29 protein-coding genes are annotated in these 24,128 nt (G+C 71.0%); 8 read left to right on the top strand and 21 right to left on the bottom strand.

The genetic code is table 11. From position 1 onward, the window contains the following. Positions 1 to 37: 37 nt before the first annotated feature. The 7 genes from ASC98_RS08160 to ASC98_RS08130 form a co-directional block, all read right to left on the bottom strand. Complete coding sequence (locus ASC98_RS08160) at positions 38 to 928, bottom strand: triphosphoribosyl-dephospho-CoA synthase (RefSeq protein WP_056806830.1); 891 nt, start codon at positions 926 to 928, stop codon at positions 38 to 40. Continuing rightward, the gene (locus ASC98_RS08155; protein WP_056806827.1) at positions 925 to 1,848 is read right to left on the bottom strand and encodes a RimK family alpha-L-glutamate ligase; all 924 of its coding nucleotides are present in this window, start codon (positions 1,846 to 1,848) and stop codon (positions 925 to 927) included. The genes ASC98_RS08160 and ASC98_RS08155 overlap by 4 nt, the downstream gene beginning before the upstream one ends. Further along, positions 1,848 to 2,825 carry a methenyltetrahydromethanopterin cyclohydrolase gene (mch, locus tag ASC98_RS08150; RefSeq protein ID WP_056806824.1) on the bottom strand — a complete coding sequence of 326 codons (978 nt, stop codon included), beginning with the start codon at positions 2,823 to 2,825 and terminating at the stop codon, positions 1,848 to 1,850. Before mch ends, ASC98_RS08155 begins: the two co-directional genes overlap by 1 nt. Then, positions 2,822 to 3,979, bottom strand: a complete 1,158-nt coding sequence (locus tag ASC98_RS08145) for an ATP-grasp domain-containing protein (RefSeq protein ID WP_235581206.1) — start codon at positions 3,977 to 3,979, stop codon at positions 2,822 to 2,824. Before ASC98_RS08145 ends, mch begins: the two co-directional genes overlap by 4 nt. Continuing rightward, positions 3,976 to 4,899 (bottom strand): NAD(P)-dependent methylenetetrahydromethanopterin dehydrogenase, encoded by a 924-nt coding sequence (locus ASC98_RS08140; RefSeq protein WP_056806822.1) that lies wholly within the window; start codon positions 4,897 to 4,899, stop codon positions 3,976 to 3,978. The genes ASC98_RS08145 and ASC98_RS08140 overlap by 4 nt, the downstream gene beginning before the upstream one ends. A gap of 30 nt (positions 4,900 to 4,929) precedes the next feature. Next, the gene (locus ASC98_RS08135; protein ID WP_056806819.1) at positions 4,930 to 5,925 is read right to left on the bottom strand and encodes a beta-ribofuranosylaminobenzene 5'-phosphate synthase family protein; all 996 of its coding nucleotides are present in this window, start codon (positions 5,923 to 5,925) and stop codon (positions 4,930 to 4,932) included. Between the two features lie 124 nt (positions 5,926 to 6,049). Further along, positions 6,050 to 6,439: a 4a-hydroxytetrahydrobiopterin dehydratase gene (locus tag ASC98_RS08130; protein ID WP_056806993.1), complete on the bottom strand. Its 390-nt coding sequence runs from the start codon at positions 6,437 to 6,439 to the stop codon at positions 6,050 to 6,052. An 81-nt stretch (positions 6,440 to 6,520) separates the two neighbouring features. On the opposite strand from ASC98_RS08130, the gene ASC98_RS08125 reads away from it, so the two are divergent. Then, the gene (locus ASC98_RS08125; RefSeq protein ID WP_056806816.1) at positions 6,521 to 7,261 is read left to right on the top strand and encodes a pentapeptide repeat-containing protein; all 741 of its coding nucleotides are present in this window, start codon (positions 6,521 to 6,523) and stop codon (positions 7,259 to 7,261) included. Between the two features lie 41 nt (positions 7,262 to 7,302). Here ASC98_RS08125 and ASC98_RS08120 read toward each other — a convergent pair whose 3' ends face one another. Continuing rightward, the gene (locus ASC98_RS08120) at positions 7,303 to 7,608 is read right to left on the bottom strand and encodes a hypothetical protein (protein ID WP_157597899.1); all 306 of its coding nucleotides are present in this window, start codon (positions 7,606 to 7,608) and stop codon (positions 7,303 to 7,305) included. 107 nt (positions 7,609 to 7,715) lie between these two features. Between ASC98_RS08120 and ASC98_RS08115 the strand changes: the two genes are divergently transcribed. Further along, on the top strand, positions 7,716 to 8,267 hold the full coding sequence (locus ASC98_RS08115; protein WP_056806810.1) for a flavodoxin family protein: 552 nt from the start codon (positions 7,716 to 7,718) through the stop codon (positions 8,265 to 8,267). Here ASC98_RS08115 and ASC98_RS08110 read toward each other — a convergent pair. Genes ASC98_RS08110 through ASC98_RS08085 form a run of 6 tightly spaced genes read right to left on the bottom strand, consistent with a single transcriptional unit; the run spans position 8,213 to position 13,605 of the window. Then, entirely contained in the window at positions 8,213 to 9,259 is a 1,047-nt protein-coding gene (locus ASC98_RS08110) for a VWA domain-containing protein (protein ID WP_056806808.1), read from the bottom strand. The genes ASC98_RS08115 and ASC98_RS08110 overlap by 55 nt on opposite strands. Next, positions 9,256 to 9,798, bottom strand: coding sequence for a hypothetical protein (locus ASC98_RS08105; protein ID WP_056806805.1), 543 nt, complete (start codon positions 9,796 to 9,798; stop codon positions 9,256 to 9,258). The genes ASC98_RS08110 and ASC98_RS08105 overlap by 4 nt, the downstream gene beginning before the upstream one ends. Continuing rightward, the gene (locus ASC98_RS08100) at positions 9,789 to 10,841 is read right to left on the bottom strand and encodes a vWA domain-containing protein (protein ID WP_056806802.1); all 1,053 of its coding nucleotides are present in this window, start codon (positions 10,839 to 10,841) and stop codon (positions 9,789 to 9,791) included. The genes ASC98_RS08105 and ASC98_RS08100 overlap by 10 nt, the downstream gene beginning before the upstream one ends. Further along, positions 10,838 to 11,737, bottom strand: coding sequence for a hypothetical protein (locus ASC98_RS08095; RefSeq protein ID WP_056806799.1), 900 nt, complete (start codon positions 11,735 to 11,737; stop codon positions 10,838 to 10,840). The genes ASC98_RS08100 and ASC98_RS08095 overlap by 4 nt, the downstream gene beginning before the upstream one ends. Beyond that, on the bottom strand, positions 11,730 to 12,578 hold the full coding sequence (locus tag ASC98_RS08090; protein WP_056806796.1) for a DUF58 domain-containing protein: 849 nt from the start codon (positions 12,576 to 12,578) through the stop codon (positions 11,730 to 11,732). The genes ASC98_RS08095 and ASC98_RS08090 overlap by 8 nt, the downstream gene beginning before the upstream one ends. Before the next feature lie 4 nt (positions 12,579 to 12,582). Further along, the gene (locus tag ASC98_RS08085) at positions 12,583 to 13,605 is read right to left on the bottom strand and encodes a MoxR family ATPase (RefSeq protein ID WP_056806793.1); all 1,023 of its coding nucleotides are present in this window, start codon (positions 13,603 to 13,605) and stop codon (positions 12,583 to 12,585) included. A gap of 275 nt (positions 13,606 to 13,880) precedes the next feature. On the opposite strand from ASC98_RS08085, the gene pqqA reads away from it, so the two are divergent. The 5 genes from pqqA (at position 13,881) to pqqE (ending at position 17,122) form a co-directional block, all read left to right on the top strand. Further along, a complete protein-coding gene (gene pqqA, locus ASC98_RS29375; RefSeq protein ID WP_073467587.1) occupies positions 13,881 to 13,955 on the top strand; it encodes a pyrroloquinoline quinone precursor peptide PqqA in 75 nt (24 codons plus the stop codon). 64 nt (positions 13,956 to 14,019) lie between these two features. Next, positions 14,020 to 14,952 carry a pyrroloquinoline quinone biosynthesis protein PqqB gene (pqqB, locus tag ASC98_RS08080; protein WP_056806790.1) on the top strand — a complete coding sequence of 311 codons (933 nt, stop codon included), beginning with the start codon at positions 14,020 to 14,022 and terminating at the stop codon, positions 14,950 to 14,952. Positions 14,953 to 14,972: 20 nt separating this feature from the next. After that, a complete protein-coding gene (gene pqqC, locus ASC98_RS08075) occupies positions 14,973 to 15,713 on the top strand; it encodes a pyrroloquinoline-quinone synthase PqqC (RefSeq protein WP_056806990.1) in 741 nt (246 codons plus the stop codon). Continuing rightward, the gene (gene pqqD / locus ASC98_RS08070; RefSeq protein ID WP_056806787.1) at positions 15,710 to 15,985 is read left to right on the top strand and encodes a pyrroloquinoline quinone biosynthesis peptide chaperone PqqD; all 276 of its coding nucleotides are present in this window, start codon (positions 15,710 to 15,712) and stop codon (positions 15,983 to 15,985) included. The genes pqqC and pqqD overlap by 4 nt, the downstream gene beginning before the upstream one ends. A 3-nt stretch (positions 15,986 to 15,988) precedes the next feature. Beyond that, the gene (gene pqqE, locus ASC98_RS08065; protein WP_056806784.1) at positions 15,989 to 17,122 is read left to right on the top strand and encodes a pyrroloquinoline quinone biosynthesis protein PqqE; all 1,134 of its coding nucleotides are present in this window, start codon (positions 15,989 to 15,991) and stop codon (positions 17,120 to 17,122) included. Between the two features lie 9 nt (positions 17,123 to 17,131). Here pqqE and ASC98_RS08060 read toward each other — a convergent pair whose 3' ends face one another. The 7 genes from ASC98_RS08060 to ASC98_RS08030 form a co-directional block, all read right to left on the bottom strand. Beyond that, complete coding sequence (locus ASC98_RS08060) at positions 17,132 to 17,674, bottom strand: SRPBCC family protein (RefSeq protein ID WP_056806781.1); 543 nt, start codon at positions 17,672 to 17,674, stop codon at positions 17,132 to 17,134. Between the two features lie 24 nt (positions 17,675 to 17,698). Beyond that, positions 17,699 to 18,706 carry a YncE family protein gene (locus ASC98_RS08055; protein WP_235581205.1) on the bottom strand — a complete coding sequence of 336 codons (1,008 nt, stop codon included), beginning with the start codon at positions 18,704 to 18,706 and terminating at the stop codon, positions 17,699 to 17,701. After that, complete coding sequence (locus ASC98_RS08050) at positions 18,682 to 19,044, bottom strand: hypothetical protein (RefSeq protein WP_056806779.1); 363 nt, start codon at positions 19,042 to 19,044, stop codon at positions 18,682 to 18,684. Before ASC98_RS08050 ends, ASC98_RS08055 begins: the two co-directional genes overlap by 25 nt. Next, the gene (locus tag ASC98_RS08045) at positions 19,041 to 19,769 is read right to left on the bottom strand and encodes a hypothetical protein (protein ID WP_235581204.1); all 729 of its coding nucleotides are present in this window, start codon (positions 19,767 to 19,769) and stop codon (positions 19,041 to 19,043) included. The genes ASC98_RS08050 and ASC98_RS08045 overlap by 4 nt, the downstream gene beginning before the upstream one ends. Continuing rightward, a complete protein-coding gene (locus ASC98_RS08040) occupies positions 19,766 to 20,659 on the bottom strand; it encodes a substrate-binding domain-containing protein (protein WP_056806774.1) in 894 nt (297 codons plus the stop codon). The genes ASC98_RS08045 and ASC98_RS08040 overlap by 4 nt, the downstream gene beginning before the upstream one ends. Beyond that, the gene (locus tag ASC98_RS08035) at positions 20,656 to 21,039 is read right to left on the bottom strand and encodes a cytochrome c (RefSeq protein ID WP_056806770.1); all 384 of its coding nucleotides are present in this window, start codon (positions 21,037 to 21,039) and stop codon (positions 20,656 to 20,658) included. Before ASC98_RS08035 ends, ASC98_RS08040 begins: the two co-directional genes overlap by 4 nt. A 110-nt stretch (positions 21,040 to 21,149) precedes the next feature. Continuing rightward, positions 21,150 to 22,892 (bottom strand): methanol/ethanol family PQQ-dependent dehydrogenase, encoded by a 1,743-nt coding sequence (locus ASC98_RS08030; protein WP_369820441.1) that lies wholly within the window; start codon positions 22,890 to 22,892, stop codon positions 21,150 to 21,152. 493 nt (positions 22,893 to 23,385) lie between these two features. On the opposite strand from ASC98_RS08030, the gene ASC98_RS08025 reads away from it, so the two are divergent. Next, positions 23,386 to 24,099 carry an ABC transporter ATP-binding protein gene (locus ASC98_RS08025; RefSeq protein ID WP_056806763.1) on the top strand — a complete coding sequence of 238 codons (714 nt, stop codon included), beginning with the start codon at positions 23,386 to 23,388 and terminating at the stop codon, positions 24,097 to 24,099. Positions 24,100 to 24,128: the final 29 nt, after the last annotated feature.

The following is a 24,128-nucleotide window of genomic DNA, read 5'->3' as shown; positions in this document are numbered from 1 at the left end:
CCGACACTGGCAACGCGCCAATGTTCCACGGCTGTTATCACGTTCCGTGCCATCGCGACGCGAGGCCGGCGATCATCAGCGTGACCACCGTCAAATCTGCGCTGGTACCGGGGTTGATGCCCCGCGCCTTCAGCGATTCGTCCCACGCCGCCCAGGCCGGCTCGTCGTCGACGCCCTCGGCCCCGCGCCACGCATGCGCCGCGGCCATGACAGTCTGTGCCACCGCGTCGCCGTGTTTGCGAACAATGTGTGAATCGGCAAAGCTGCCCAGCAGCGCGATGTAGAGGCGCTGCACCGCGGCCGTGGTGCCGGCATCCGGAGCGCCGCAGCCGGCCCCCGACGGACATGCAAAGCCCGGACCCAGCGCCGGCAGCGCGACGCCGAAGACATCGGCATAGCCGTCGCGGTACTGCCGCGCGATCAGGTCGTGCCCGGCCGACAAGGCCATCGCGGCGCGCAGGTCGATGCTCGGTGCCGCACGCACGTCTTCGGCCGGTGCGTCGCCGAGGCCGCCCGGGTTCGCGCGGGCGATCGCGCGGTAGGCGTGTTCGGCATCGGCGAGGCCCAGGCCGGCGAGCACTTCGCCGATGGCCTGCTGCAGCGCCGCGGGCGTCGCCGCCTCGGGCCGCCGCTCCACCGCCACCGCGACCGGCGCGCACAGCAGCAGGATGCCGAGGTTGGTGTTGCAGTGCGCCGCCGACCAGCTGGCCGCCACCGCGGCCTCGATGCGCTCGCCGACGCCCGCGCCCGGCGCGAACAGCGGCCCGGCGGCGGCAGTCGCGCTGTCGGTGAACAGCGCCGCCTGCATGCGGTGGCCGCTGGACTGCAGGCTGACGTTGCCTGGCTTGCGCACCGCCACGTCGAGCGTGCAGGCGCACAGGAAGGCGGCCTTCGCCTGCGCCACGGCGGCCGGCAGCGCGCGGTTCACGCCGCGTCGCCGAGCGTGCGCTGCAGTGCGCACCGGCGGTCGAGCAGGTCGTCGACGATGGCCCGCGCGATGTTGAAGCCGGTCACGCGCTGCAGCCCCTGCCAGGCCGCGACGCCGTTGACCTCGATCACCTGCGTGCCCTGCGCCGACGGGATCAGGTCGACGCCGGCGTAGTCCATGTCGAGCGCTGCCGCCGCCTGCTCGGCCAGTTGCGCGAGGGCCGGCGTCAGCTCGGCCGGTTCGCAGCGCGCGCCCTGCGCGACGTTGTGGATCCAGTGCGTGCTGACGCGGCGCATCGCGGCGATCGCATGGCCGCCGACCACCAGCACGCGCCAGTCGAAGCCCGGCACGGCGGTCGCCGGCACGAAGCGCTGCAGGTAGGCGAGCGAGCCGAAGCCGCGGTCGAGCGCCGGCAGCGCATGGTGCACGCCGTCGACCTCGCCGACCAGCTGCAGCCCCTTGCCCTGCGAGCCGAACAGCGGCTTCAGCACCAGCGCATGCCCGGCCGCGCCTTCGCGCATCGCGATGCGCCGGGCCTGCGCCTGCGATTCGGTGGCCCAGGTGGGCGGCGTCGGCACGCCGGCCGCGTGCAGCAGCAGGCTGGTCATCGACTTGTCGACGCTGCGCTCGATCGCCCGCGCATCGTTGTAGACCGGCACGCCGAGCTCGCGCAGCGCATGCAGCACGCCGAGCCGCTTGGTGACCTGCTCGAAGCTGCCGCCGGCCAGCCCGCGCACCAGCACCGCATCGGGCAGCGCGCGGCCGTGACCCGGCAGCGCGAGGCCGTGCCAGGCGAGCGTGGTGTCGATGTGGCAGTCGGCCAGGTCGATGCAGCGCCCGACCGCGCCGCGCGCGCGCAACGCGGCCTGCAGCTGCCGGGTGTGCCAGCCGACCTCGTCGGTCATGATCGCGACCCGCATCACAGCACCTGCAGCCACAGCTGCCGCAGCAGCGCCATGTTCAGCGACCCGCTGTGCCAGGTGCTGCCGCTGTCGAGGTTGCTGATCCACACCTCGGCCGGTGCGAAGAGGCCGGGGTCGATCTTGTAGAAGTCGTAGCCGGCCTCCTTGAAGAGGTCGGCGAACGAGCGGCCATGGTCGCGCGAGCGGGTCGACGGCAGCTGCTCCGCGAGCGCGCGCGCGGCCGCGTCGTCGCCGCGCACCGTCAGGTGCACCTGGCCGCCGTACAGGATCGCGTCGTTCGTGCGGCCCATCGCCTGCGCGCCGTCGGGCGTCGGCGACGGCAGCGGCGCGCTCGCCACGCCCTCGATGACGTGCTCGAGCGCAAAGCCCAGCGTGTGCGCCTTGTGCAGGGCCGTCTCCAGCACGCGCGCGACGATCTGCGTCGTGCCGGCGAGGCTGGTGGTCGGCGTCAGCACGATCGTCAGCCCGGCGGGCTGCAGCGCGCAGTCGTGCAGCAGCTTGTCGACGATCACGGTCGGCGGCGGGCGGTCGACCTCCATCACCAGCACGCCGCAGTCGGCGCGGTCGCGGTAGCCGAGTTCGGCGAACAGGTCTTCCTTGCCGGCCAGCGCGCGCGCCGGGCCCGAGCCCAGCGAGAAGAACTTCTTGCCGCCGGTCTCTTCCTTCGTCGCCGCGAGGCTCCAGCCGGCGTACTGGCTGCCCAGGCAGGCCAGCACCGGCTGCGAGCTGCGAACCTCGACCCAGGTCGGCCAGCCATGCCGCTCGCCGGCCTGCAGGCGGACCTGCCCCAGCCCGCCCATGCAGATCTCGCCGATCAGCAGGCCGGCGGCGATGCTGCCGCGCGCCTCGATGCCGGCGTCGACGAGGCAGGTGCCGCGCTCGTCGCGGCGCACCGCGACCTGCAGCGCGCCGGCCTCGGCGATCAGGCGCTCGACCAGCGGACGCGCGCGCGTGTTGACGCTGAGCTCGGTCATGACGGTGTCTCCAGGGTGTCGAGCAAGGCCTCGCGGGCCTGGTGCAATGCGGCGCGCACGGCGTCGGCGGTGGCACCGCTCGCGGCCAGGCTGCACAGCGGGTCGCCGGCCGCGAAGCGCGTGCCGGCGTTGGGGCGGTCGTGCGTGTCGGGCCGGGCCGCGAGGCGCCGTGCCAGCGCGGCATCGACCTGGCCGTCGTGGCGCGCGAACACGATCTCGGTACCGTCGACCCGCTCGCGCTTCACCGGCGGCGCCGGCAGCACGCCGTGCAGGCAGGCCTGCACATGCGCCGCCATCACGCCATCGCCGTACAGCGCCAGGCTGGCGGGCGGGCGCGGGTTGACCTCGAGCACGGCGATCTCGTCGCCGTCGCGCAGGAAGTCGAGGCTGCACAGGCCGCGCAGCTCGAAGGCGCCGGTCAGTGCGCGCACGGCGGCCTGCACGCGCGACGCGGCGATGGTGCCCAGCGCCACCGGTCCGACGACGCCGCAGAACACGAACGGCCGCGTGCCGAAGCGGCGCACCGTCTGCTCGTTGAAGCCGAGGATCACCGCCTGCCGGCCATTCGCGACGAAGGTGGCCGACATCGGCACGCCCGGCGCCTGCTGCTGCAGGTAGTGGTGCGCCGGCAGCTCGGCCAGCTGCTCCGGTGTCGCCGGGCGCACCTGCCAGCCGCCGCAGCCGAGCGCGTCCTTCACCAGCCAGCGGGCGCCATCGTCGGGCAGCGTGCGGGCGAGGGCGCCGAGCCGCACCGGCGGATGGTGGATGCCGTGCGACGCGAGGACGTCGAAGAAAAGCGCCGGGTCGCGCACGCGGCACACCGCCGATACCGCGGTGCCGATCAGCGGCAGCAGCTGCGCGCCTTCGGCCAGCAGGCGCGGCCGGCCTTCGAAGCCGCTGCCGGCGATCCAGCCGCGCACGTCGCCGCGGTGCGCGAGGTCGCGCAGTGCGGCGAGCGTCAGCGCGTCGTCGATCTCGAGCGAGGCGGGTTCGCCGAGGCCGATCCACTGCGACGCCGCGGCGCGGGTGTCGGCATCGCCGAACAGGTCGAGCGCGACCACCTCGAAGCCGTCGCGCACCGCGGCCTCGGCCATCAGGCGGGCGGACAGCGCGGCCACGGCGATCACGCCCTTCACGTCGCGTGCGGCGCTCACGCGGCCGTGCCGGCCGCACGCTCCGCGAGGAACGCACGCGCGGTCGCGAATGCCTCCGGAAAGCCGAGCACCAGCGCCTTCTTGTCGGACTCGCGCATCTGCACCAGCAGCCGGTGCTGCGTCTGGTACTTCACGTTGCCGATCGCGAGCGCGCCGATGCCGACCGCCGCGCTGCCGGCCAGCGGCTTGCCGTCGTCCATCACGCCGACACCGGCGATGCCTTCCGGCGGCACCGCGTTGACATCGGCGGCCACCTTGAGCCGCGGCGCGTGCTGCAGGTCGTCGGCCGACACCACCTGCACGCCGGCCGCGGCGCAGGCCAGCACCACGTCGGCCTCGGCGAGCGATGCCCGCACCGTCGCGGTGTCGGCGCCCGACACCCCGTGCAGCGTGACGCCGAAGCGCGTCGCGGTGTCGTGCGCGGCCGATTCGGCGGCGGCCGCACCGCTGCGGCTGGACAGCGACACCAGCGCCCCGGCCTGCGCCGCGAGCACGCCGGCGATGCGGCCCACCGGGCCCAGCCCGCCGAGCACCACCACGCGCATGCCGGTGAGGCCGTGGCCCTGGTGCTTCTGCAGCGCGGCCTCGGTGCAGGCGACCATCGCCGCGGCCGTGGTGTACGCGCCGCTCGGGTCGGCCATCACCGACACGACGAAGGGCTTGACCATCGATGCCTTCGCGCGCTCGAGCATGTCGGTCGCGAGGATGGCGTTGCGGCCACCGATGAACAGGCCGGTGCGTGCGACGCCCTTCGGGCCGCGCGAGAAGATCGCGTCCTGCGTCAGCGCGGCGATGCCGTCGAGGTCGACCTCGCAGTACGGCGCGATCACCTGGTAGCCGGCGTCGGCGGCCATGTTGACGTCGAACGGGCTGGCCTGCCGGCCGGGGGTGAACAGGTGGAGGATGTAGGGGCGTTCCATCGCGGCTCCCGGGGTCTGTGGCGTCAAGGGTCAGTGGGGTTCGCAGGCGTGCTCGCCGAGCAGCGCGCCGCGGTTGAGCCCGGCGACGATGCCGAGCGTCAGGCCGGGTTCGAGTGCCCGCGCCCGCAGCGCCTGCACCGCTGCGTCGGCACTCGCCTGCGACGGCAGGATCGCGAACCCGGTCGGCCCCCACGAGCTCTGGCCGATGGCCGCGCCGTCGATGGCCTGCACGGTGCGACCCACCGCGGCGCTGGTGTACGCGCCGCCCTGTGCCGGCGCGAAGTGCGCGCCGAGCAGTTGCTGCACGCGGTTGATGCCGGCCGCGAACAGCGCGAACTCGCCGCTCGCCGCGCCGGGCAGCACGCGCATCAGCACCTGGTGGCAGATGTCGGCGGACAGCGCCTGCGGCAACGGCGGGAGCGTCGCGATGGCCTGCTTCTCCTGCGGGCCCGACAGGCCGCGGTGGCGCTCGTCCTGGACCACGATCACGCGCCAGGCGGCCGGGAACGCGATGCGCGACAGCAGCGGTGCCGGCAGGCCGTCCGGGCCCGGCCCGCCGTCGAGCAGCAGGCCGCCCTGGTCGAAGCCGGCGATGCCGATGCCGGAGCGCAGCCCGCGTGCGAGCCAGTGGGCAAGCGTTGCGCTGCCGATCGCGAGGCCGTGCCAGTGCGCGAACACCCGGCCGATGGCCAGCGCGAGCTGCGTGCCCGAGCCGAAGCCGGCATGCGGCGGCAGCACGCGCGTGAGCTGCAGGCGCAGCGGCGCGCGCAGCCCGGTGTGCTCGCGCAGCAGGTGCAGGAAGCGCGCGGCGCGTTCGACCTCGGCCTGCGCGGCGGGGTCGACGATGACGATGTCGTCGGTCGATGCGGCGCTCAATGCAAGCTCGGTCGCGAAGCCGTCGATGACCAGGCCGAGGCTGCCGAAGTGGCGGCCCAGCGTGCCGGCCGGATCGAGGAACCCGAGGTGCAATCGGCCCGGCGCGCGAAGCGTCAGCAGGCGGTGGGGATCGGCGGCGGAGACAGGCATCGCAGCCTCGGTAAGCAAGCGCCGTTCCGCTCGGGTTTACCCAGGGAAACGGGCTGCGCCGGCGCGTGCGCGGTGTCGGGAATCCCGCGCCTGTCCCGGGCGGGTGACACAGTGTCCTGCGCGTTCAGTCGTACTTGATGTACTTGAAGCGCGGATCGTCCGGCGTGCCTTCCAGCGCCGAGCCCTCGACCACGCCCGGTTGCCACATCACGACCTCTTCGATCTTCGCGGCGAGCGCGAAGTCCTTGTCGGTGATGCCCTTGGCCGCGTGGTTCATCAGCTTCACCGTGACGAAGGCGAACGAGACCGTGAGGTCCGGGTGGTGCCAGGCCGCTTCGGCGAGGTGGCCGACGGTGTTCACCACCATCAGCGTGCCTTTCCATCCACCGGTCTTGTACTTGCGGCGGATCCAGCCGTCTTCGAGGAACCACTTCGGCAGCTCGGCCTTCAGGCGAGCCTCGACCTCGTCCACCGTGTAGGTCTCATCGGGGGTCTTCTTGCGCCATTGCGACATGTCGGTCTCCTCGGCAGGGTTGACGGCCTTGATCTTTTGCGCGGCACCGCACAGCATCATCGCTCCGCAGGAGCAAGCACCATGCGCAGAAGGGTCTGGAACATCGGCATCGCGTCGGCCCTGCTCGGCCTCGGCCGCGCCCGGGCGGCGGGCGAGCGCCTGACGGCCGAACAGGTGCGCGAGCGCCTGGCGCAGGGCCCGGCCGACCTGTCGGGCCACGACCTGTCCGACCTCGACCTGAGCCGCATCGACTTCCGCCGGGCGCGGCTCGCCGGGGCCAGCCTGTTCGCATCGAAGCTGGTGCTGAGCCGCTTCGATGGTGCCGACCTGACGCGCGTCAACCTGAACGGCGCGTGGCTGATGGGCACCGACTTCGGCGGCGCGACGCTGGTCGGCAGCAGCCTGCTCAGCGTGGTGGTGCTGGGCGGCGAGGTGAAGGCGCCGCCGAATTTCGCGGGCGCTGACCTGAGCGGGGCGCGCATCATCGCGGACTTTCCGGGGGCCAACCTGCGCCGCGCGAAGCTGGTGAAGGCGAACCTCGGCGTCAACATCAAGAACCAGGGCATGGGGCAGATGCGCACCGACCTGTCGGGCGCCGACCTGAGCGACGCCGACCTCGACGGGGCGGACCTGAACCGCTCGCTGATGTCGTTCGCGAAGCTGGTCAACGCCAACCTGCGCGGCGTGAACTTCTTCAACGCGAAGCTGGCCGGGGCCGACCTGCGCGGCGCCGATGTCACCGGCGCGGATTTCACCGATGCGGTGCTGGACGGCGTCATCCTGACCGATGTGAAAGGCCGCGCGAGCGCGAAAGGCCTGTAGCCCGGATGCCAATCCGGGATCGCGCGGGCACGGCCGGCGCGTCAGCCCTTGCGCTTCACCGCCGCGGGCTTCGACCCCGCAGCCAGCCGCGTGGCTTCTTCATCCACCGGCAGCAGCGAGGTCAGCGTGCCCGGCGGCAGATGGCGCAGCTGCGTGGCATCGAGCTTGCCGATGAACTTCCAGCCGGTCGGCAGCTTGATGAACGCGAACGCGGTCGGCGGATCGACGAAGACGTCGTAGTCGTTCACGACGACCGCCTCGACGGCCTGGGCCTCGGCCGGCGCGGCGATCAGGGCACCCAGCAGCAATGCAAGGCAGGACAGGGGAAGGGCAAAGGGGCGGGACATCGAGAACTCCAGGGGCATGTCGGGTGGAAGGGAAGTGTGGATGCGGCGTGCTTCAAGCCGACTTCATGGAACACTGCGTGCGTTTCATTCGTTGCCGTCAACAGCCCATGTCTCACCATCTCTTCATTGTCGCCTCCACCCGCGAGCCGGGCCACGTCGGCAACACCGAATGGCTCGCCCGGCGCGCCGCCGAGGGCCTGCCTGCCGGCGCCACGCAGACCTGGCTGCACCTCGCGCAGATGCCGGTCCCGCCCTTCACCGACCAGCGCCACACCGTCGGCACCTACCCCTGGCCCGAAGGCCACCTGCGCACGCTGCTCGACGCGACGATGGACTGCACCGACCTGGTCCTCGTCGCCCCCGTCTACTGGTACAGCTTCCCGAGTTCGCTGAAGACCTACCTCGACCACTGGAGCGCCTGGATGCGCATCGACGGCCTGCCGTTCAAGGCCGAGATGGCGAAGAAGCGCCTGCACCTGGTCACCACCAGCGGCAACCGCGCGAAGGCGCAGCCGATGATCGATTCCACCCGACTCTGTGCCGAGTTCCTCGCAATGCCGATGGCCGGCGTGCTGTGGGGCAAGGGCGGCCCGCCCGATGCGGTTCAGTCCGATGCCGAGGCGGTTGCCGCGGCCGCAGCCTTCTTGCGCAGCGCCTGACGCAGCCGCAGCGCTGTCGGCCATGCGCTGCGCGCCCACATCGGCGCCAACAGCAGCACGAAGGCCAGCGCCGCCAGCGCGACCCGCCCGTCGGCACGCGCCACCACCGGCTTCGCGAGCGCCGGCGACGTCAACGCCTGCGACAGGCCTTGCGCCGTCTGCAGCCGGTGGAAGACCAGGCCGCGCTCGCTCGCGAGCAGCCGCAGGTAGCCTTCGCGCAAGGCCGACAGGTGCTCGGTCCCCGGTGTCGCGCCGAGCCCTGCCGCCGCCGGGCCTGCGCCGTCGTCGGACAGCGTCTCGCCGCTGACGCTCGCGCCGCGCCCCTGGCGCCGCAGGTCGGTCTGCATCACCTCGTCGGCGCGCCAGACGCCGAGCGGCCGCCCGAGCGGATCGGTCTTCGGGATCGGCGACGCCAGCAGCTCGCCGACACCGACCAGCAGCCCGGGCACCTCGCCCGGCTTGTCGTCGAACGACGGCCGGTACTGCGGGTTCAGCGGCGGCGCCTCCTGCCCGTCGGTGATGAACACCAGCGACGGCTTGCCGGGCAGCTCGCGCGCGATGCCGAGGCCGCTGTGCAGCCCCTTGGCCACCTCGCTGTTGCCCGACCAGGCCATGCGGCCGTCGATGCGCGCCAGCGTCGCACGCAGCTCGCCCAGGTTCGCGCACACCTCGACCGGCGCCAGCAGCAGGAACGAGCGGTACTCGGTGAACACCGCCCAGCCGACCTTGGAGCCGCACGGCAGGTCCAGCAGGCCCTGGCGCAGCGCGTCCTTCGCGAACGCGAGGCGCGACGCCGGCTTGCCGGCCAGCACCTGGTCGGTCACGTTCATGCTCTGCGTGATGTCGAGCACCACCACATGCTCGAACAGCCGGCGCTCGATGCGCAGGCTCGGGTTCAGGAAGGTGGCGGCGAGTGCGACGGCGGCCAGCGCCAGCAGCCCGCTGTCGCGCCGGCCGCGCCACGACGCGCGCAGCCACGCGAGGGGCCTCATGGCAGGCCCGGCGAGTAGCCGCGCATCGTCGTGACGGCACGCTCGGCATCGCGCCGGCCGTCGGCCGGTTCGGCCAGCGAGTCGTCCGGATCGGGCAGCAGGCGCTGCGCGCGCTCGAGGTTGTAGCGGGCATCCCACTGCCCGGGGTCGTTGCGCAGCACCTCGCGGTAGCCCTCCTTGGCCAGCTCCAGCAGCGGGATCGCGAGCCCGGGTTGCGGCGTGGCGCGCACCGCGATGGCCTGGCGCATCAGCAGGTTCGCGCTGTTGTAGCGCGCCGCCTGGCCGAGCGGCGTGTCGCCTTGCAGCACGCGGTAGCGTTTCAACGCCTCCTCGCCCGCGCCGCTGGCGGCCTGCGCGTGGGCGAGCGCGAACTGCAGTTCGGCGGGCGGGTGGTCGAGCGCCACCGGCGGGTCGGCGGCGATGGCGTGGTTCCAGCGCTGCAGCCGCCACAGGTGCAGGCCGTCGGCCAGCAGCGCGACCGCGGCGACGACGAGCACCCCCAGCACGGTCCGCGTGCGCCGCCGCGTGATCACGCCCATCGCCGGATCTCCAGCCGCTGCGCGCCCCACAGCAGCAGCACGCACAGCAGCGCCAGCGCATGGCCCCAGGGCGACAGGTCGCGCCGCGGCACGGTGTCGAGGTAGGTGATCGGCAGGTTCTCCAGCCGGTTCACGTCGTCGATGGCGGCCTGCAAGGCCTGGTCGTTGTCGGCCTCGTAGGCGCGGTACGGCGTGCCGAGCGACTGGAAGAAGCGGTGCAGCTGGTGCTCGGGCACGGTGTCGGCCGCGCCGAGCGGATCGTCGGCGCCGGCGGTCAACCCGGGGCTGTTGGCCGAGCGCAGGTAGAACCAGTTGATCGCGGTGCGCTGCTTGCGCGCGGCGAATGCGATGCGCTCCTGCGTCGCCGGGTCGAGGTGGTCGCCGCCGTCGGACACCAGCATCACGATGCGCGAGCCGGTGTAGGGCCGGTCGTCGAAGAACGACAGCGCCTCCAGCAGCGCGAGGCCGATGTTGGTTTCCGACAGCCCGCGCCCGATCTCGCCGGCGGCGATCGCGGCCTGCACCACGTCGTTCTTCTGGGTGAACTCGAGCACCCGCATCGGCAGCGTGCTGAACACCACCATGCCGAAGCGGTCGTCGGGCCGGCCGGCCGCGAACTCCGACAGCAGCCGGCGCGCGACCTTGCCCTTCGCATCGCGCGAGCGGCCGGGCGACAGGCTCATGTAGTAGTCGAGCGCCTCGGGGCCGGTGCCGCGCGGCTTGACCGTGCCGGCCGCGAGGCGGGCACCGGAGAAGCCCTGGTCCATGCTGCGGCTGCGGTCGAGCACGACGACGATCTCGGCGCCCTGGCCGACGCGCTCCACCGTGTACTCCGGCCGGTACGGCCCGGCCATCGCGAACACCAGCAGCGCGAGCGCGAGCACCGCGGCGCCCTTCAGCAGGCGGTGGAGGGCATCGGACGCGCGGTCGCGCGGCATCAGCGCGACCCAGGCGTTGCGCACCGGCTGCCCGGCACGCGCCCACCACGGCCACAGCGCCAGCGGCAGCAGGGCCAGCAGCCACGGCGTGTCGAAATGGATCATGCGGCACCCCGCTCGGCATCGCGGCATTTGCGGCAGAACTCGCGCAGCCAGCGGCCGTCGTTCGCCGCGGGCGGCGCGTCGGCAAAGAACTCGCGGCGCGACTGATCGAAGAACATCAGCAGCTCGTCGCGCAGCCCGGCGTAGCGCGGCTGCGCGGCGACGAAGCGGTCGACGCCGTGCGCGAACACCACCTCGCCGGCCGTGCGGTTGAGCGCCTCGTGCACGCGCTGGAAGGCGGCGCGCCGGTCGGCCGCCGGGCTGTCCGCCGGCAGGTCGTCCAGCTGCCGCCAGGCGCTCGCGAACGGCCGCCGGCGCCGCGACCACCACGGCAGCGCGAGGTACACCTGCGCGAGCCAGCCGAGGCACGCCAGCAGCACCACGCCATACGCCACCAGGCGGCGCTGCGCGGGGCGGGTGTCGATCGGCGGCGGCGGCAGGTCAGGCCGCAGCTCGCCCAGGCCGTCGCGCGGCGAGACCTCCAGCGGCACCAGCGGCGACACCGTCACCGGCCAGGCGTCGACGCGCAACGACTGCTCGCGCCCGTCGCCGTGGAAGCCGAGCGAGAGCGGCGCGATCTCCAGCGTGCGCACGTCGGTCGGCGCGAGGAACACCTGGTACCGAAGCTGCAGCGTCAGGCGGGTGCCGCCGGGTTCGGCGTCGCGGCGCTGCGACACCTGTTGCAGCTCGATCGCCTTGCCGCGCGCGCCGGGGCGCGGCAGCGAGGCTGGGTCGAGCGCGAAGCCGTCGGGGATGTGGACGACGAGCTGGCGCTCGACGAGATCGCCGACGTGGTAGCCGAACGCGCGCGGCTCGACGGTGCCGGCGCGCAGCGTGCCGGCGGCCGGTGCCGGGCCGCAGCAGGCGATCAGCGCGAGCGCGGCGAGGCGGTCACGCATGGAAGTGCCGCGTCACCGCGTCGGCATCGAAGGCGCCTTCGATGAACAGGGGGCTCAGGCGCTGTGCGCGGAACGCCTGCAGCAGCGCGTCGTGGCGCCGGGCCTGCTGCACGCGCCACCGCTCGCGCAGCGCGGCGCGCCACCACACGAGGCGCTGGCGGCCGGTCTCGGGGTCGAGCACCTGGGCCAGGCCGCGCGCGGCGCTGAGGCTGAACTCCTGCGGGTCCCACAGCACCACCGGTACCAGGTCGTGGTGGGCGAGGCTCGCGAGCACCGCCTGCACCTCGTCGAGCGGCCAATGGAAGTCCGACAGCAGGAACACCAGCGAGCGGCGCTGCGGCAGGTGGCGGTGGGCCAGCTGCAGGCCGTGCGCCGAACGGCCGGTGGGCTGCAGGTCGCGCAGCGTGCGGGTCAGCTCGCCGGCCGCGGCGCGCGAGCGGCCCTGCGGCAGCAGCAGGTCGGTGCGCACCTGCTCGTCGCAGGCGACGAAGCCGAAGCTGTCTCCGGTGCGCCAGGCCGACCACGCGAGGCTGTCGACGAAATCGGCCAGCACCTGGAGCCGGGCCTGTGCACCGGCGAAGCCCATCGACGCCGACAGGTCGGCGACCACCGCGACGGGGATCGATTTGCGCTGGCTGTAGACGCGCACCGACCACTGGCCGAACGGATCGCGCAGGCTCGCATGCAGGTCGAGCCGGCGCGGGTCGGGCGCGTCGAGCAGCGAGGCATGGCCGCGGAACTCGAAGCCGCTGTCGCCACGCCGGCTGCGGTGGTGGCCGGGGAAGTGGCCGAGCGCCGCATTGCCGATGCGGTAGTGGATCTCGGGAGTGGCTTGCAGCATGCTGCTACGGCGCCGCGACGCCGGCGAGGATCCCGCGCATCAGCGGCCCCGAGATCTCCTGCCGCCGCATCTCGTGCACCGGCTGGTAGCACAGCCGGTGCGCGATGGTCTCGACGAACACCGCCTGCACGTCCTCCGGCGTGACGAAGCCGCGCCCGTCCAGCCAGGCCGCGACGCGCGCGGCCCGCAGCAAATAGCTCATGCCGCGCGGGCTCGCCCCGGCCAGCATCAGCTGCGCGGTGTCGAGCCCCGACACCTTGACGCCGTACTCCGCCGGCGCCGCCGTCGCGCGCCACAGCCCGAGCGCGTAGTCCTGCAGCGCCTGCGACGCCTGCACGCTGCGCTGGATCGCCTCGGCCACCTCGTTCAGCGCCTGGTGGTTCAGCATCGCCGCCGGCAGCTCCTCCACCAACCGGTCGGTGTCGTGGTAGCGCGGGTTGAACATCAGCTCGCGCCGGTCCGCATCGCTGGCCGGCGCGTCGATCGTGACCTCCAGCATGAAGCGGTCGCGCGCGGCCGACGAGATCTCGAAGGTCTCTTCGCGCTCGACCCGGTTGCGGTCGGCGAACACGATCAGGTGCGGGAAGCGGAACTCGCGGTTGAACGCCGACACGCTGCGCTCGGCCATCACGCGCAGCAGCAGCGAATGCACCTGCGGCCGCGCCCGGTTGATCTCGTTGAAGAAGAAGATCGCCAGGTTGTCGCCATGGCGGATCAGCGGCCCTGGCTCCACCGCGGGCCGGCCTTCGGCGCTGATGTAGGTGTAGTACACGAGGTCGTTGGGCATCAGGTCGATCGTGCCTTCGGTGCGCGCGAACGGGCCGCCCAGCACCTGCGCGAACGCACGCAGCAGCGTCGTCTTGCCGACCCCCACGTCGCCCTGCAGCAGCACGTGGCCGCGCGCGAACACCGCCAGGTTGACGAGCCGGATCACGCGGGCCTGCCCGATCACCGCCTTGCCGACTTCGGCCTCCAGCGCCAGCGCGCGTTCGCGCCAATCCGTCAGCAGCGCATCGTTGCGGTCCATGCCGTTCCTCTCCAAGGGGGTTCGACGCGGGACACTCTGCGTCAGCCCTGCAACGGACTGGGCTGAAGGCCTGCGCCCGGGGCTGGGAAGCAAGAGGCAAGCCTGCGAGTTGTCAGTTGGAGAGCCCCCGCCGCGGCGATTCATGAAAATCGCCAGTTCGCATTCATGATCACCCGACTGGGCCGACGGCCCGCATCGCGCCACCATGCAGGACGGGACCCAGAGGCCCCCGCAGTTGCCGACCGGCACTGTGAGTCAACGAAAGGAGAGTCTTCATGGTTTGGCAAACACCGACTGCCACGGATTTCCGCTTCGGCTTCGAAATCACGATGTACGTCACGGCCCGCTGATCGCGGCGCTTCGTTCTCGCCGGCACCCTGGCAACCCTGGGGTGCCGGCTCCAACACCTCCCTCATGCGCATCACCGTTCTGGGCTCGGCGGCAGGCGGCGGTTTCCCGCAGTGGAACTGCAACTGCGCCAACTGCGCCGGCGTGCGCTCGGGCCGCGTGCGCGCAAAGGCCCGCACGCAGTCGTCGATCTTCGTGCGGCCCGGTGTCGCAACGGATGACATGGCCGACGGCGTGCTCTTCAACGCCTCGCCCGACATCCTCGAGCAGATCCGCAGCCACCCGGCGTTGCAGCCGGCGCGCGCGCTGCGCGACACCGCGATCGCCGGCGTCGTGCTGATGGACGGCCAGATCGACCATGCCACCGGCCTCTTCATGCTGCGCGAACGCGGCTCGCCGCTGCCGCTGTGGTGCACCGATCCGGTCGAGGAAGACCTGACGCAGGGCAACCCGGTGTTGCGCGTGCTGTCGCACTTCTGCGGCGTGCAGCGCCAGCGCATCGCGCTCGACGGCACGCCGTTCAGCGTGCCCGGCGTGGCCGGCCTCGCGTTCAAGGCGATGCCGCTGAGCAGCAAGGCCGCGCCGTATTCGCCGCACCGCGAGGCGCCGGTGCCGGGCGACAACATCGGCATGACGCTGGTCGACACGGCGCGTCGCAGCTCGGTGTTCTATGCGCCGGGGCTGGGTGCGATCACGCCGCCGGTGTTCGACGCGATGGCGAGCGCCGACGTCGTGATGGTCGACGGCACCTTCTGGACCGACGACGAGATGAAGACGCTCGGATTGAGCAGGAAATCGGCGCGCGACATCGGCCACCTGCCGCAGTCGGGCGCGGGCGGCATGCTCGAGTGGCTGGGCCGGCTGCCGGCCGGCACGCGGCGCCTGCTGATCCACATCAACAACACCAACCCGATCCTCGACGAGGACTCGGCCGAGCGTGCGCACCTGCAGCGCGCCGGCATCGAGGTCTGCGAGGACGGCATGACGATCGAGGTCTGACCATGACGCTGCGCGCCGACATGCTGAAGGAAGGCCGTCACCCCGCCGACGATGGCCCGCCGGCGTGGACCCGCGCCGAGTTCGAGGCGCAGCTGCGCGAGCGCGGCAAGTCGTACCACATCCACCATCCGTTCAACGTGATGCTGAACACCGGCAAGGCGACGCCCGAGCAGGTGCGCGGCTGGGTGGCGAACCGCTTCTACTACCAGATCGCGATTCCGATCAAGGACGCGGCGGTGCTGTCGAACTGCCCCGATGCCGCGGTGCGCCGCGGCTGGGTGCAGCGCATCCTCGACCACGACGGCTTCGAGCTCGGCGGCGTGAAGGATGCCGGCGGCATCGAGGCCTGGCTGCGGCTCGCGCAGGCCGTCGGGCTGGGCCGCGACGAGGTGCAGGACCTGCGCCACGTGACGCCGGCGGTGCGCTTCGCGGTCGATGCGTATGTCGATTTCGCGCGCCGCGCGCCGTGGCAGGAGGCGGTGTGCTCGTCGCTGACCGAACTGTTCGCGCCCGAGATCCACAAGCAGCGCCTCGCGACCTGGCCGCAGCACTACGGCTGGATCGAACCCGAAGGCCTCAGCTACTTCCGCAACCGCCTGAGCCAGGCGCGGCGCGATGTCGAGCAGGGCTTGTCGATCACGCTGGACCACTTCACGACGCGGCCGCTGCAGGAGCGCGCGCTGGAGGTGCTGCAGTTCAAGCTCGACATCCTGTGGGCGATGAACGATGCGATGGCGACGCGCTACGGTGTCTCGGCATGAATGCATTGACGACCGAGACCCTGCCGCGTGTCGGCCCCGGCTTCCGGCTGCAATGGGAGCCGGTGCAGGACTGCCATGTGCTGCTCTACCCCGAGGGCATGGTCAAGCTGAACGGCAGCGCCGGCGAGATCATGAAGCGCTGCGACGGCGAGCGCAGCGTCGCCGCGATCGTCGAGGACCTGGAGCAGGCGTTCTCGGCGCAAGGGCTGGAGCCGGACGTGCTGGGCTTCATCGAGCTGGCCGCGAAGCAGCGCTGGCTGGCCTGGGACTGAACGATGGCCGCGCAGATCGGTCCTCCGCTGTGGCTGCTCGCCGAGCTGACCTATCGCTGTCCCTTGCACTGCGTGTTTTGCTACAACCCGGTCGATTTCGCGCGCCAGGAAGACGAGCTCGGTACCGAGGACTGGCTGCGCGTGCTGCGCCAGGGCCGCGAACTGGGCGCGGTGCAGTGCGGGCTGTCGGGCGGCGAGCCGCTGCTGCGCGACGACCTGGAGGTGATCGTCGCCGAGGCGCACCGGCTGGGCTACTACACCAACCTGCTGACCTCCGGCGTCGGCCTCACCGAGGCCCGCGCCGCGGCGCTGAAGCAAGCCGGGCTCGACCACGTGCAGCTGTCGTTCCAGGACTCCACGCGCGAGATGAACGACTTCCTGTCGCACACCAAGACCTTCGGGCTGAAGAACAAGGTGGCGCAGATCATCAAGGCCAACGGCTGGCCGATGGTGATGAACGTGGTGATCCACCGGATGAACATCGACCACATCGACCGCATCATCGGCATGGCCGCGGAGCTCGGCGCCGAGTACCTGGAGCTCGCCAACACGCAGTACTACTCGTGGGCCTTCCTGAACCGCGACCAGCTGCTGCCGACGCACGAGCAGCTGCGCCGTGCCGAGGCGGTGACCGACGAATGGCGTGAACGCCTGGGCGACAGCATGCGGCTGTTCTTCGTGGCACCCGACTACCACGAGGGCAAGGCGAAGAAGTGCGTCAACGGCTGGGGCAGCATGTTCCTCACGGTGGCGCCCGACGGCACCGCGCTGCCCTGCCACACCGCGAAGATGCTGCCCGGGCTGAGCTTCCCGAACGTGCGCGAGCACAGCGTGCGCGACATCTGGTTCGATTCCGAAGGCTTCAACCGCTACCGCGGCACCGGTTGGATGAAGGAGCCGTGCGCCAGTTGCGACCAACGCGAGGTGGACCTCGGCGGCTGCCGCTGCCAGGCGTACCTGATCGCGCACGACCCGGCGATGGCCGACCCGGTATGCAGCAAGAGCCCGCACCACGCGCTGGTGCAGGCGGCGGTCGAGCGTGCGGCCTCGGCGCCGGCCGGCCCGGCGGTGGTCGAGCACCCGCTGGTGTTCCGCGACCCCGCGAACTCGCGGCGCCTCAGCGCCAAGCCGGCCTGAGCACGCGCTCTACTTCGCTTCCGCCAGCTTCTTCAGGTTCGCCAGCCCGCTCTGGTACACGCCGGTGATGGCCTTGAGCGCGGCCTCGTCGTTGCGGTCCGGCGGCGGGTCGTTCTGCGGGTAGCCGCGGTAGAACGCACCGCGCCATTCGACGACCGACTGGTTGCCGCTCGCGGTGACGGTGATCGCCGAGGTGTAGTTCGTCACCGGCAGCGCGCCGCCGTCCTTCGCGCGGTAGCTGTACTTCATCGCCGCGTCGTCGTAGCCCTCCAGCGTCTCGGTCAGCTCGCCGCCGCCGTGCAGCTTCAGCGAGCGCACCGAGCCCACCGTGTTGCCCTGCGAGGCCGGGCTCTCGGCGATGGCTGGGTGCCAGTCCTTCAGCGCGTCGAAGTTCCTGATGCGGCCCCACACCGCGGCGGCCGGCGCATCGATGGTGATCTTCTCGACCACCTTCTGCCGCGTCGGGCCGTGGCCTTCGCCGGGGGGCACGACGCCGAGCATCGTGATCGCGGCCAGTGGCGCGAGCCAGCCGCCGGGCAGTTTCATGGGCATGACATCCTCCTTCGTGATGTGGGATCAGGGCGGTGCGGGCGCGCCGATGAAGGCGCCGAAGCCGCGGCTGTTCTTGCCGGTCGCGATGCGGCGCAACGGCTGACCGCTGGCGGCGTCGAGCACGCTGACGTCGTCGTCCATCCAGTTGACGACGTAGACCTGGTCGCCGTGCGCCGCGACGCCTTCGGGGTAGCCGAAGCCGGTGAGCGTGCGCAGGACCGCCAGCGAATTCGCGTCGACCACGCTGACGCTGTCGTCATGCTGGTTGGTCACGTAGAGCAGCGCGCCGCCGAGCGCGAGCGCGGCACCGTACGGCGCCTTGCCGACCTTCACGGTGGCGATCACGTGCGGCGCCGCGGGGTCGCGCACGTCGATCACCGACACATCGTCGCTCTGCACGTTCAGCGCGTAGAGCCGCTCGCGCGGCGCGTCGACCAGCAGCGCGAACGGATGGCTGCCGACCTTCACGCGCGACAGCACGCGGCGCTCGCGCAGGCCGACCACGGCCACGCTGTCGTCGTCGCGCTCGGCAACGAACACCACCTGGTTGCCGGCGTGGGCGGCGACGCCGGCCGGTGCGCGACCGACCTCGATGCGGGCCAGCGGCGCCTGCTGCGGGCCGCTGCCGGCGGTGTCGAACACCAGCAGCCGGTTGGCGAACCAGTCGGCGGCGAACACCCGGCTGCCGTCGGCCGACGCATCGATGCCGACCGGACCGTCGCCGGCCGCCAGCGTGCCGACGACACGCTGCTCGCGCATGTCGATCACCGAGATGTCGCGGCTGTCGGGGTTGGAGACGAACACCTTGCCGGCGCGCGATGCCGCGACCACGCCGGCCGGCGAGCGGCCCACCGCCACGGTGCGCACCACCTGCTGCGACGCGAGGTCGATCACCGACACGTCGTGGCTGCCCTGGTTGGTGATCCAGGCGAACGGCGCCGCAAGCGCACCGGCCGCGAGCGCCGGCAGCAGCGCCGCCAGGCACGCGACACGGCGCAGGGCCGCGGCTACTTGCTGTCGTTGATGAAGCACGCCTTGTGGACCTTGGTCTCCAGCTCGCGGTAGCGCTTGATCTGCGGCTTGACGGATTCGTTGTCGCGCAGCGCGCCGCCGCGCTCGCCGCCGATCGACATCGCGTTGACCACCGTGGTCATGCCGACGTAGTCGTCGAACGGCACCTCGCTGGCCATCGCGTCGACCGCGCAGGAGCACTTGTTGATCATCTCGAAGTGCGGGCCGGGGTGCGTGCGCATGCACTCCTGCACGTAGATCACGCGCTCGGCGGTCGGGAAGTCGTTCGCCGCCGCGGCGGCCGGGAGCAGCAGCCACGGCAGCGCGAGCGCGCACAGCAATCGATGCGAAGGGTTCATGGTGGTGTTCTCGGGAGAGGATCGGCGCCGTCGATCAGCAGGTCTTCGGTGAGCAGCGGCGGTGTTCCGGCCTCGGCCCCCGCGGCGGCCGCGACGTGCGTGCGGATGCCGAGCACGCCGCCCGGCACCGCGTCCGACAGCAGGAAGCGGTACTCCTTGCCGGCCAGCTTCTCGTAGCGGTAGCGGTTCGGGTCGTCGAGGTAGGGCCTGAACGACACCTCGCGGCCGGCGACCGGCTTGCCCTGGTAGACGAACGAGGCCGGCGCCACCGTCGCGCCCTGGTACACCGCCATCCGGATGCGCTTGCGGAAGTAGTTCTCCGGGCCCTGCGTCAGCCGGCGCATCTCGCGGATGTCGTGCTCCAGGAAGTACAGGATCACCGGGTTGGCTTTCGCGTTGTCGATGTCGGGCAGCGGCAGCCGGCGCGGGCCGGTCAGGAACTCGCCGGTCGAGGTGCAGCAGCTGCCGTCGGGCTGCCGACGGAACGCCAGCACCACGGTGTCGTCGAAGCCGGCCTCCAGGCTGCCGGCCTTGTGGAAGCTGTAGCGCAGCGTCGACGGCGGCCGCAGGTTCGCGAGCTGGTCGGCCATGAAGATCGCCTGCTCGGCGGGCGAGAAGTCCTGTGCCGCGAAGCCGCCGGCCGGCAGCATGACCGCCAGCGCGACCTGCCATGCATGCAACCGCATGATCCAGCGACCGCCGAAGGCGCTTCGGGGGTGGGTCACTTCATTGCCGGCTTGTCTTTGCCCGGCTCCTTGTATGCGAAGGACTCGTCGACCAGCGGCACGCCGTAGTCCTTCAGGATCGCCTGGATCGCCGCCTGCTGCGAATCGATCAGGCCTTCGATCTTCTGCTTCCACTCGCGCTCGCCGTAGCGCACGCCCATCGCCATCTCGTAGTCGAAGCGCACGCCGGGTTCCGACTTCAGCGGCACCACCGTCAGCCGCGGCGACTTGACGCGCTGCGCGAAGTAGCCGGCGATCGGGCCCCACACGATGGCCGCATCGATCTTGCCGGCCGCGAGGTCCTTCTCGATGATCTCGCCCGGGTACTGCTGCGGGTCGGCGTTCATGATCGGGTACGGCACGCCACGGTCGACCAGGCGGTGCAGGTTCAGCCAGTCGGACGCCGGCGAGCGGTCGTAGACGCCGATGCGCAGCTTGCCCAGGCGCGCCGGATCGAGCTTCAGGAAGTCGTCGCCCGTCTTCACCTGGTCGAGCCCCTGCCCCTGCGGGAACACCAGCGCATAGGTCGAGCGGTAGTAGGGCTTGGTCACCGACACCTGGTCGTAGCCGACCGGCACGCCCATCACGATGTCGCACGGGTAGTCCTGCCCCGGCAGCTTGTAGCGCAGCGTGTTGCGGATGAACGCGAGGCGCTGCGGGAACGAGTAGTACTGCACCGGCAGCCCGAGCGCCTTGCCGAACACCTCGGCGATGCGGTTCTCGATGCCGGCGCCCTCGACGTTCGAGAACGGCAGGTTGTTCGGGTCCTGGCACACCCGCAGCGCCTGGCGCGCCGGCGGCTTGTCGGCGTCCTGCGCGGTGACCGGCAGGCACGCCGCTGCGCCGGCCAGCGCAAGCGCCAGCGTGAAGATGCTGCGGGTGTTGTTCATTTGTTGGGTTCGACCTTGGCGCGCGTGATCGCGCCGTCCGAACGGCCTTTCAGGTACGCGTACAGGTCGTTGATGTGTTCCTTGACCTGCGGGCTTTCGGCGAAGCTCGGCATGCCCTTGGGCAGCCGGCCTTCGGTGACGGTCTTGACGAACTCGTCCTGGCTCAGCGTCTTCAGGCTGTTGATCAGCGAGGGCCCGACCAGGCCTTCCTGGTTGGCGCCGTGGCAGCGGTCGCAGGCGGCCGCGCGCCAGGTGCGAAAGCCCTCCATCGTCTTCGCGTCGACCTTGTAGCCGTCGACCACGGTGTAGGGTTTGTCGTCGGCCAGCGCGCTGACGGCAAGGCACGCGGCCACGGCAAGGAGAGACTGCTTCAATTTCATTGAACCATCCACCATCAAGGGGGCGGGACGGCATCCCCCGGGGTGCCGTCCCTGTGCCCAGGTTGTCTCGATTCTTCTTCTTGCTTCTCGTCGGAGTCGCCGGACGCCGTTCAGTTCGGCAGGGCAAACACCGTCAACGAACCGCCGAGCTCGGTGTACTGGGCCAGTTCCTTGTAGCCACCGACGGCGCCCAGGCCGTCCTGGTCCTTCTCGAGGCCCGCGGCCATGCCGATGCCGGCCCAGCCGCCGATGCCTGAGAACACGCCGATGTACTGCTTGCCCTTGTGCTCATAGCTGAACACGTTGCCGATGATCCCGGACGGCGTCTTGAACTTGAAGAGCTCCTTGTTGATGTCCTTCTTGTCGACGCACTTCAGGTAGCCCTCCAGCGTGCCGTAGCAGCTGAGGCCGCCGGCGGTGTTCAGCGCGCCGCTCCAGACCGAGAACTTCTCGGCATGGCTCTGCACGATCTTGCCGGTGCCGGCGTTCCAGGTGATGTAGTTGCCCATGCCGCCGTGGCTGCCCGGGGCCGGGAACATCGACAGCGTCGCGCCGACGTACGGCTGGCCGGCGGTGTACTCCACCTTGAACGGCTCGTAGTCCATGCACACGTGGTTGGTCGGCACGTAGAACAGCTTGGTCTCCGGGTCGAACGCGGCCGGCTGCTGGTCCTTGCTGCCCAGCGCCGCCGGGCAGATGCCCTTGGTGTTGACGTCCGCGCCGTTCTGCGCCGTCGAGTACTTCGCGACCACCTGCGGGCGCCCGGTCTTCATGTCGACGTGGGTGGCCCAGTTGACCTGCGGGTCGTACTTCTCGGCGACCAGCAGCGCGCCGGTCACGCGGTCCATCGTGTAGCCGAAGCCGTTGCGGTCGAAGTGCACCAGCGCCTTGGTCGGCTTGCCCTTGACGTCGATGTCGGCCAGGATCATCTCGTTGATGCCGTCGAAATCCCATTCGTCGTACGGCGTCATCTGGTAGACCCACTTCGCCATGCCGGTGTCGACGTCGCGCGCGAAGATCGTCATCGACCACTTGTTGTCGCCCGGCCGCTGCGACGGGTTCCACGTCGACGGGTTGCCGGTGCCGTAGTACATCAGGTTCAGCGCCTTGTCGTAGCTGTACCAGCCCCAGGTGGTGCCGCCGCCGGTCTTCCACTGGTCGCCCTTCCAGGTCTTGGTCGACGAGTCCTTGCCGACCGGCGCCATCGCGCCGTTGGTCCAGGTCATCGTCTTGTCGGGGTCGATCAGCATGTCGGCGTCGGGGCCGACGCTGTAGCCCTTCCAGGCCGGCTTGCCGTCCTTCAGGTTGTAGGCCGCGATGAAGCCGCGCACGCCCCACTCGCCACCGCTGATGCCGGTGATGACCTTGTCCTTGAAGATGTGCGGCGCGTTGGTGTTCACGGCACCGAGCTTCGGGTCGCCGTTCTTCACGCTCCAGACGACCTTGCCGGTCTTCGCGTCGAGCGCGACCAGCACGCTGTCGGCCTGCTGCAGCACGATCTTGCCTTCGGCATACGCCAGGCCGCGGTTCACCGTGTCGCAGCACATCTGCGGGATCACGGCCGGGTCCTGCTTCGGCTCGTACTTCCAGAGGATCTTCTGGCTGTCGAGGTCGATCGCGAACACCTTGTTCGGGAACGGCGAGTGCAGGTACATCGTGCCGTCGATCACCAGCGGCGAGCCTTCATGGCCGCGCAGCACGCCGGTGGAGAAGGTCCACGCGACCTGCAGCTTGCCGACGTTGCCGGTGTTGATCTGGTTGAGCTTGGTGTAGCGCTGGTTGTACATGTCGCCAGCCTGCATCGCCCAGTTCTTGGAGTTGGCGATGTTCTTCTCGACGTCCGCATTGGCCATCGCCAATGGCGGCAGCGCCAGCAACACCATGCCCAGATGGCGCCAGACGCGCCATGTCGACAGACCGGAATTTCGCATCGAAGTCTCCTGTTTTATGAAGTGACCAGAGTCCGGTCGCGAAGCACTGTTTCCAGATCCACCCGAGATCCACCACACCCAGCGACCCACAGAACTCGGCGGGTGCAGAACCGCAAGTTCTGCGCCCATGCGTGGCCGCGGGATTGCCCGAAGAGGGAAAACCCAGGTTTCGCTCCAGCCCTGTGACGCCGGTGTTCCGGAAATGAAATGCCGCTGACACCTTGCGCCGAATTCGTGGCAACCACGTTCGGCACAGAGTGTTTCAGTGCCGCGCAACGGGCGTGACGCGGAGGGGTCGGCGCCCGTGCGCGCCATGGCGTGGCGCCGCATTGCGCGGCATTGCACTGCAGCATCGGCGCAGGCCCGTGTATTGCTGTGCTCGTGGTTCATGAGCTTCGCCACGCCCCCTTCGACGATGCTGCGGACCACCGGCCTGACCAAGCGCTATGGCGAGCGCGCGGCGCTGCGCGGGTTGTCGCTGCAGCTGGTGGCGGGCCAGTTCGTCGCGTTGCTCGGCCCCAACGGCGCCGGCAAGTCGACCTTGTTCCAGCTGCTGACCGGGCTGTTCGCGGCCGACGAGGGCGAGGTCGAGGTCGCCGGCCATTCGCTGCGCCGCGCGGCGGCGTCGGCGCTGCGCCAGATCGGCGTGGTGTTCCAGCAGATCTCGCTCGACCTCGACCTCAGCATCCGGCGCAACCTGCTGTTCCAGGCCGACCTGCACGGCCTGCCGCGCCGGCTGGCGCGCGAGCGCATCGATGCCGGCTGCGCGCGGCTGGGGCTGGGCGGCGAGCTCGACCGCAAGGTGCGCGAGCTGTCGGGCGGCAACCGCCGAAAGGTCGAGCTGGTGCGCGCCGGGCTGCACCATCCGGCGGTGATGCTGATGGACGAAGCCACCGTCGGGCTGGATCCGAAATCTCGCCAGGACCTGCTGGCCGCGTTGCGCAGCGATGTGCAGGAGCGCGGCGTCTGCGTGCTGTGGGCGACCCACTGGGTCGAGGAGGCGCTGGCCGCCGACCGCGTGCTGGTGCTGCACCAGGGCGCGCTGCTGGCCGACGGCTCGCCGGCCGAGGTGACCGCAGCGCTCGGCCAACCCACGCTGGAGGCGGGCTTCATCGCCCGCACGGCCTGATGACCTCCCCACACGCTCCCGTTCGCCCT

Origin of the sequence: Rhizobacter sp. Root1238 (assembly GCF_001425825.1) — a bacterium.
GTDB lineage: Bacteria > Pseudomonadota > Gammaproteobacteria > Burkholderiales > Burkholderiaceae_C > Rhizobacter.
Note: the sequence above shows the minus strand (reverse complement) of the source record. Positions and strands in the feature narration are given on the sequence as shown.

What these genes read in the sequence shown, in the direction of transcription:
- ASC98_RS08155 (WP_056806827.1), bottom strand. Translation starts at nt 1,848, where the DNA reads ATGCGGGTCGCGATCATGACCGACGAGGTCGGCTGGCACACCCGGCAG.
- mch (WP_056806824.1), bottom strand. Translation starts at nt 2,825, where the DNA reads ATGACCGAGCTCAGCGTCAACACGCGCGCGCGTCCGCTGGTCGAGCGC.
- ASC98_RS08140 (WP_056806822.1), bottom strand. Translation starts at nt 4,899, where the DNA reads ATGGAACGCCCCTACATCCTCCACCTGTTCACCCCCGGCCGGCAGGCC.
- ASC98_RS08135 (WP_056806819.1), bottom strand. Translation starts at nt 5,925, where the DNA reads ATGCCTGTCTCCGCCGCCGATCCCCACCGCCTGCTGACGCTTCGCGCG.
- ASC98_RS08130 (WP_056806993.1), bottom strand. Translation starts at nt 6,439, where the DNA reads ATGTCGCAATGGCGCAAGAAGACCCCCGATGAGACCTACACGGTGGAC.
- ASC98_RS08125 (WP_056806816.1), top strand. Translation starts at nt 6,521, where the DNA reads ATGCGCAGAAGGGTCTGGAACATCGGCATCGCGTCGGCCCTGCTCGGC.
- ASC98_RS08120 (WP_157597899.1), bottom strand. Translation starts at nt 7,608, where the DNA reads ATGTCCCGCCCCTTTGCCCTTCCCCTGTCCTGCCTTGCATTGCTGCTG.
- ASC98_RS08115 (WP_056806810.1), top strand. Translation starts at nt 7,716, where the DNA reads ATGTCTCACCATCTCTTCATTGTCGCCTCCACCCGCGAGCCGGGCCAC.
- ASC98_RS08110 (WP_056806808.1), bottom strand. Translation starts at nt 9,259, where the DNA reads ATGAGGCCCCTCGCGTGGCTGCGCGCGTCGTGGCGCGGCCGGCGCGAC.
- ASC98_RS08105 (WP_056806805.1), bottom strand. Translation starts at nt 9,798, where the DNA reads ATGGGCGTGATCACGCGGCGGCGCACGCGGACCGTGCTGGGGGTGCTC.
- ASC98_RS08100 (WP_056806802.1), bottom strand. Translation starts at nt 10,841, where the DNA reads ATGATCCATTTCGACACGCCGTGGCTGCTGGCCCTGCTGCCGCTGGCG.
- ASC98_RS08095 (WP_056806799.1), bottom strand. Translation starts at nt 11,737, where the DNA reads ATGCGTGACCGCCTCGCCGCGCTCGCGCTGATCGCCTGCTGCGGCCCG.
- ASC98_RS08090 (WP_056806796.1), bottom strand. Translation starts at nt 12,578, where the DNA reads ATGCTGCAAGCCACTCCCGAGATCCACTACCGCATCGGCAATGCGGCG.
- ASC98_RS08085 (WP_056806793.1), bottom strand. Translation starts at nt 13,605, where the DNA reads ATGGACCGCAACGATGCGCTGCTGACGGATTGGCGCGAACGCGCGCTG.
- pqqB (WP_056806790.1), top strand. Translation starts at nt 14,020, where the DNA reads ATGCGCATCACCGTTCTGGGCTCGGCGGCAGGCGGCGGTTTCCCGCAG.
- pqqC (WP_056806990.1), top strand. Translation starts at nt 14,973, where the DNA reads ATGCTGAAGGAAGGCCGTCACCCCGCCGACGATGGCCCGCCGGCGTGG.
- pqqD (WP_056806787.1), top strand. Translation starts at nt 15,710, where the DNA reads ATGAATGCATTGACGACCGAGACCCTGCCGCGTGTCGGCCCCGGCTTC.
- pqqE (WP_056806784.1), top strand. Translation starts at nt 15,989, where the DNA reads ATGGCCGCGCAGATCGGTCCTCCGCTGTGGCTGCTCGCCGAGCTGACC.
- ASC98_RS08060 (WP_056806781.1), bottom strand. Translation starts at nt 17,674, where the DNA reads ATGCCCATGAAACTGCCCGGCGGCTGGCTCGCGCCACTGGCCGCGATC.
- ASC98_RS08050 (WP_056806779.1), bottom strand. Translation starts at nt 19,044, where the DNA reads ATGAACCCTTCGCATCGATTGCTGTGCGCGCTCGCGCTGCCGTGGCTG.
- ASC98_RS08040 (WP_056806774.1), bottom strand. Translation starts at nt 20,659, where the DNA reads ATGAACAACACCCGCAGCATCTTCACGCTGGCGCTTGCGCTGGCCGGC.
- ASC98_RS08035 (WP_056806770.1), bottom strand. Translation starts at nt 21,039, where the DNA reads ATGAAATTGAAGCAGTCTCTCCTTGCCGTGGCCGCGTGCCTTGCCGTC.
- ASC98_RS08030 (WP_369820441.1), bottom strand. Translation starts at nt 22,892, where the DNA reads ATGGCCAATGCGGACGTCGAGAAGAACATCGCCAACTCCAAGAACTGG.
- ASC98_RS08025 (WP_056806763.1), top strand. Translation starts at nt 23,386, where the DNA reads ATGCTGCGGACCACCGGCCTGACCAAGCGCTATGGCGAGCGCGCGGCG.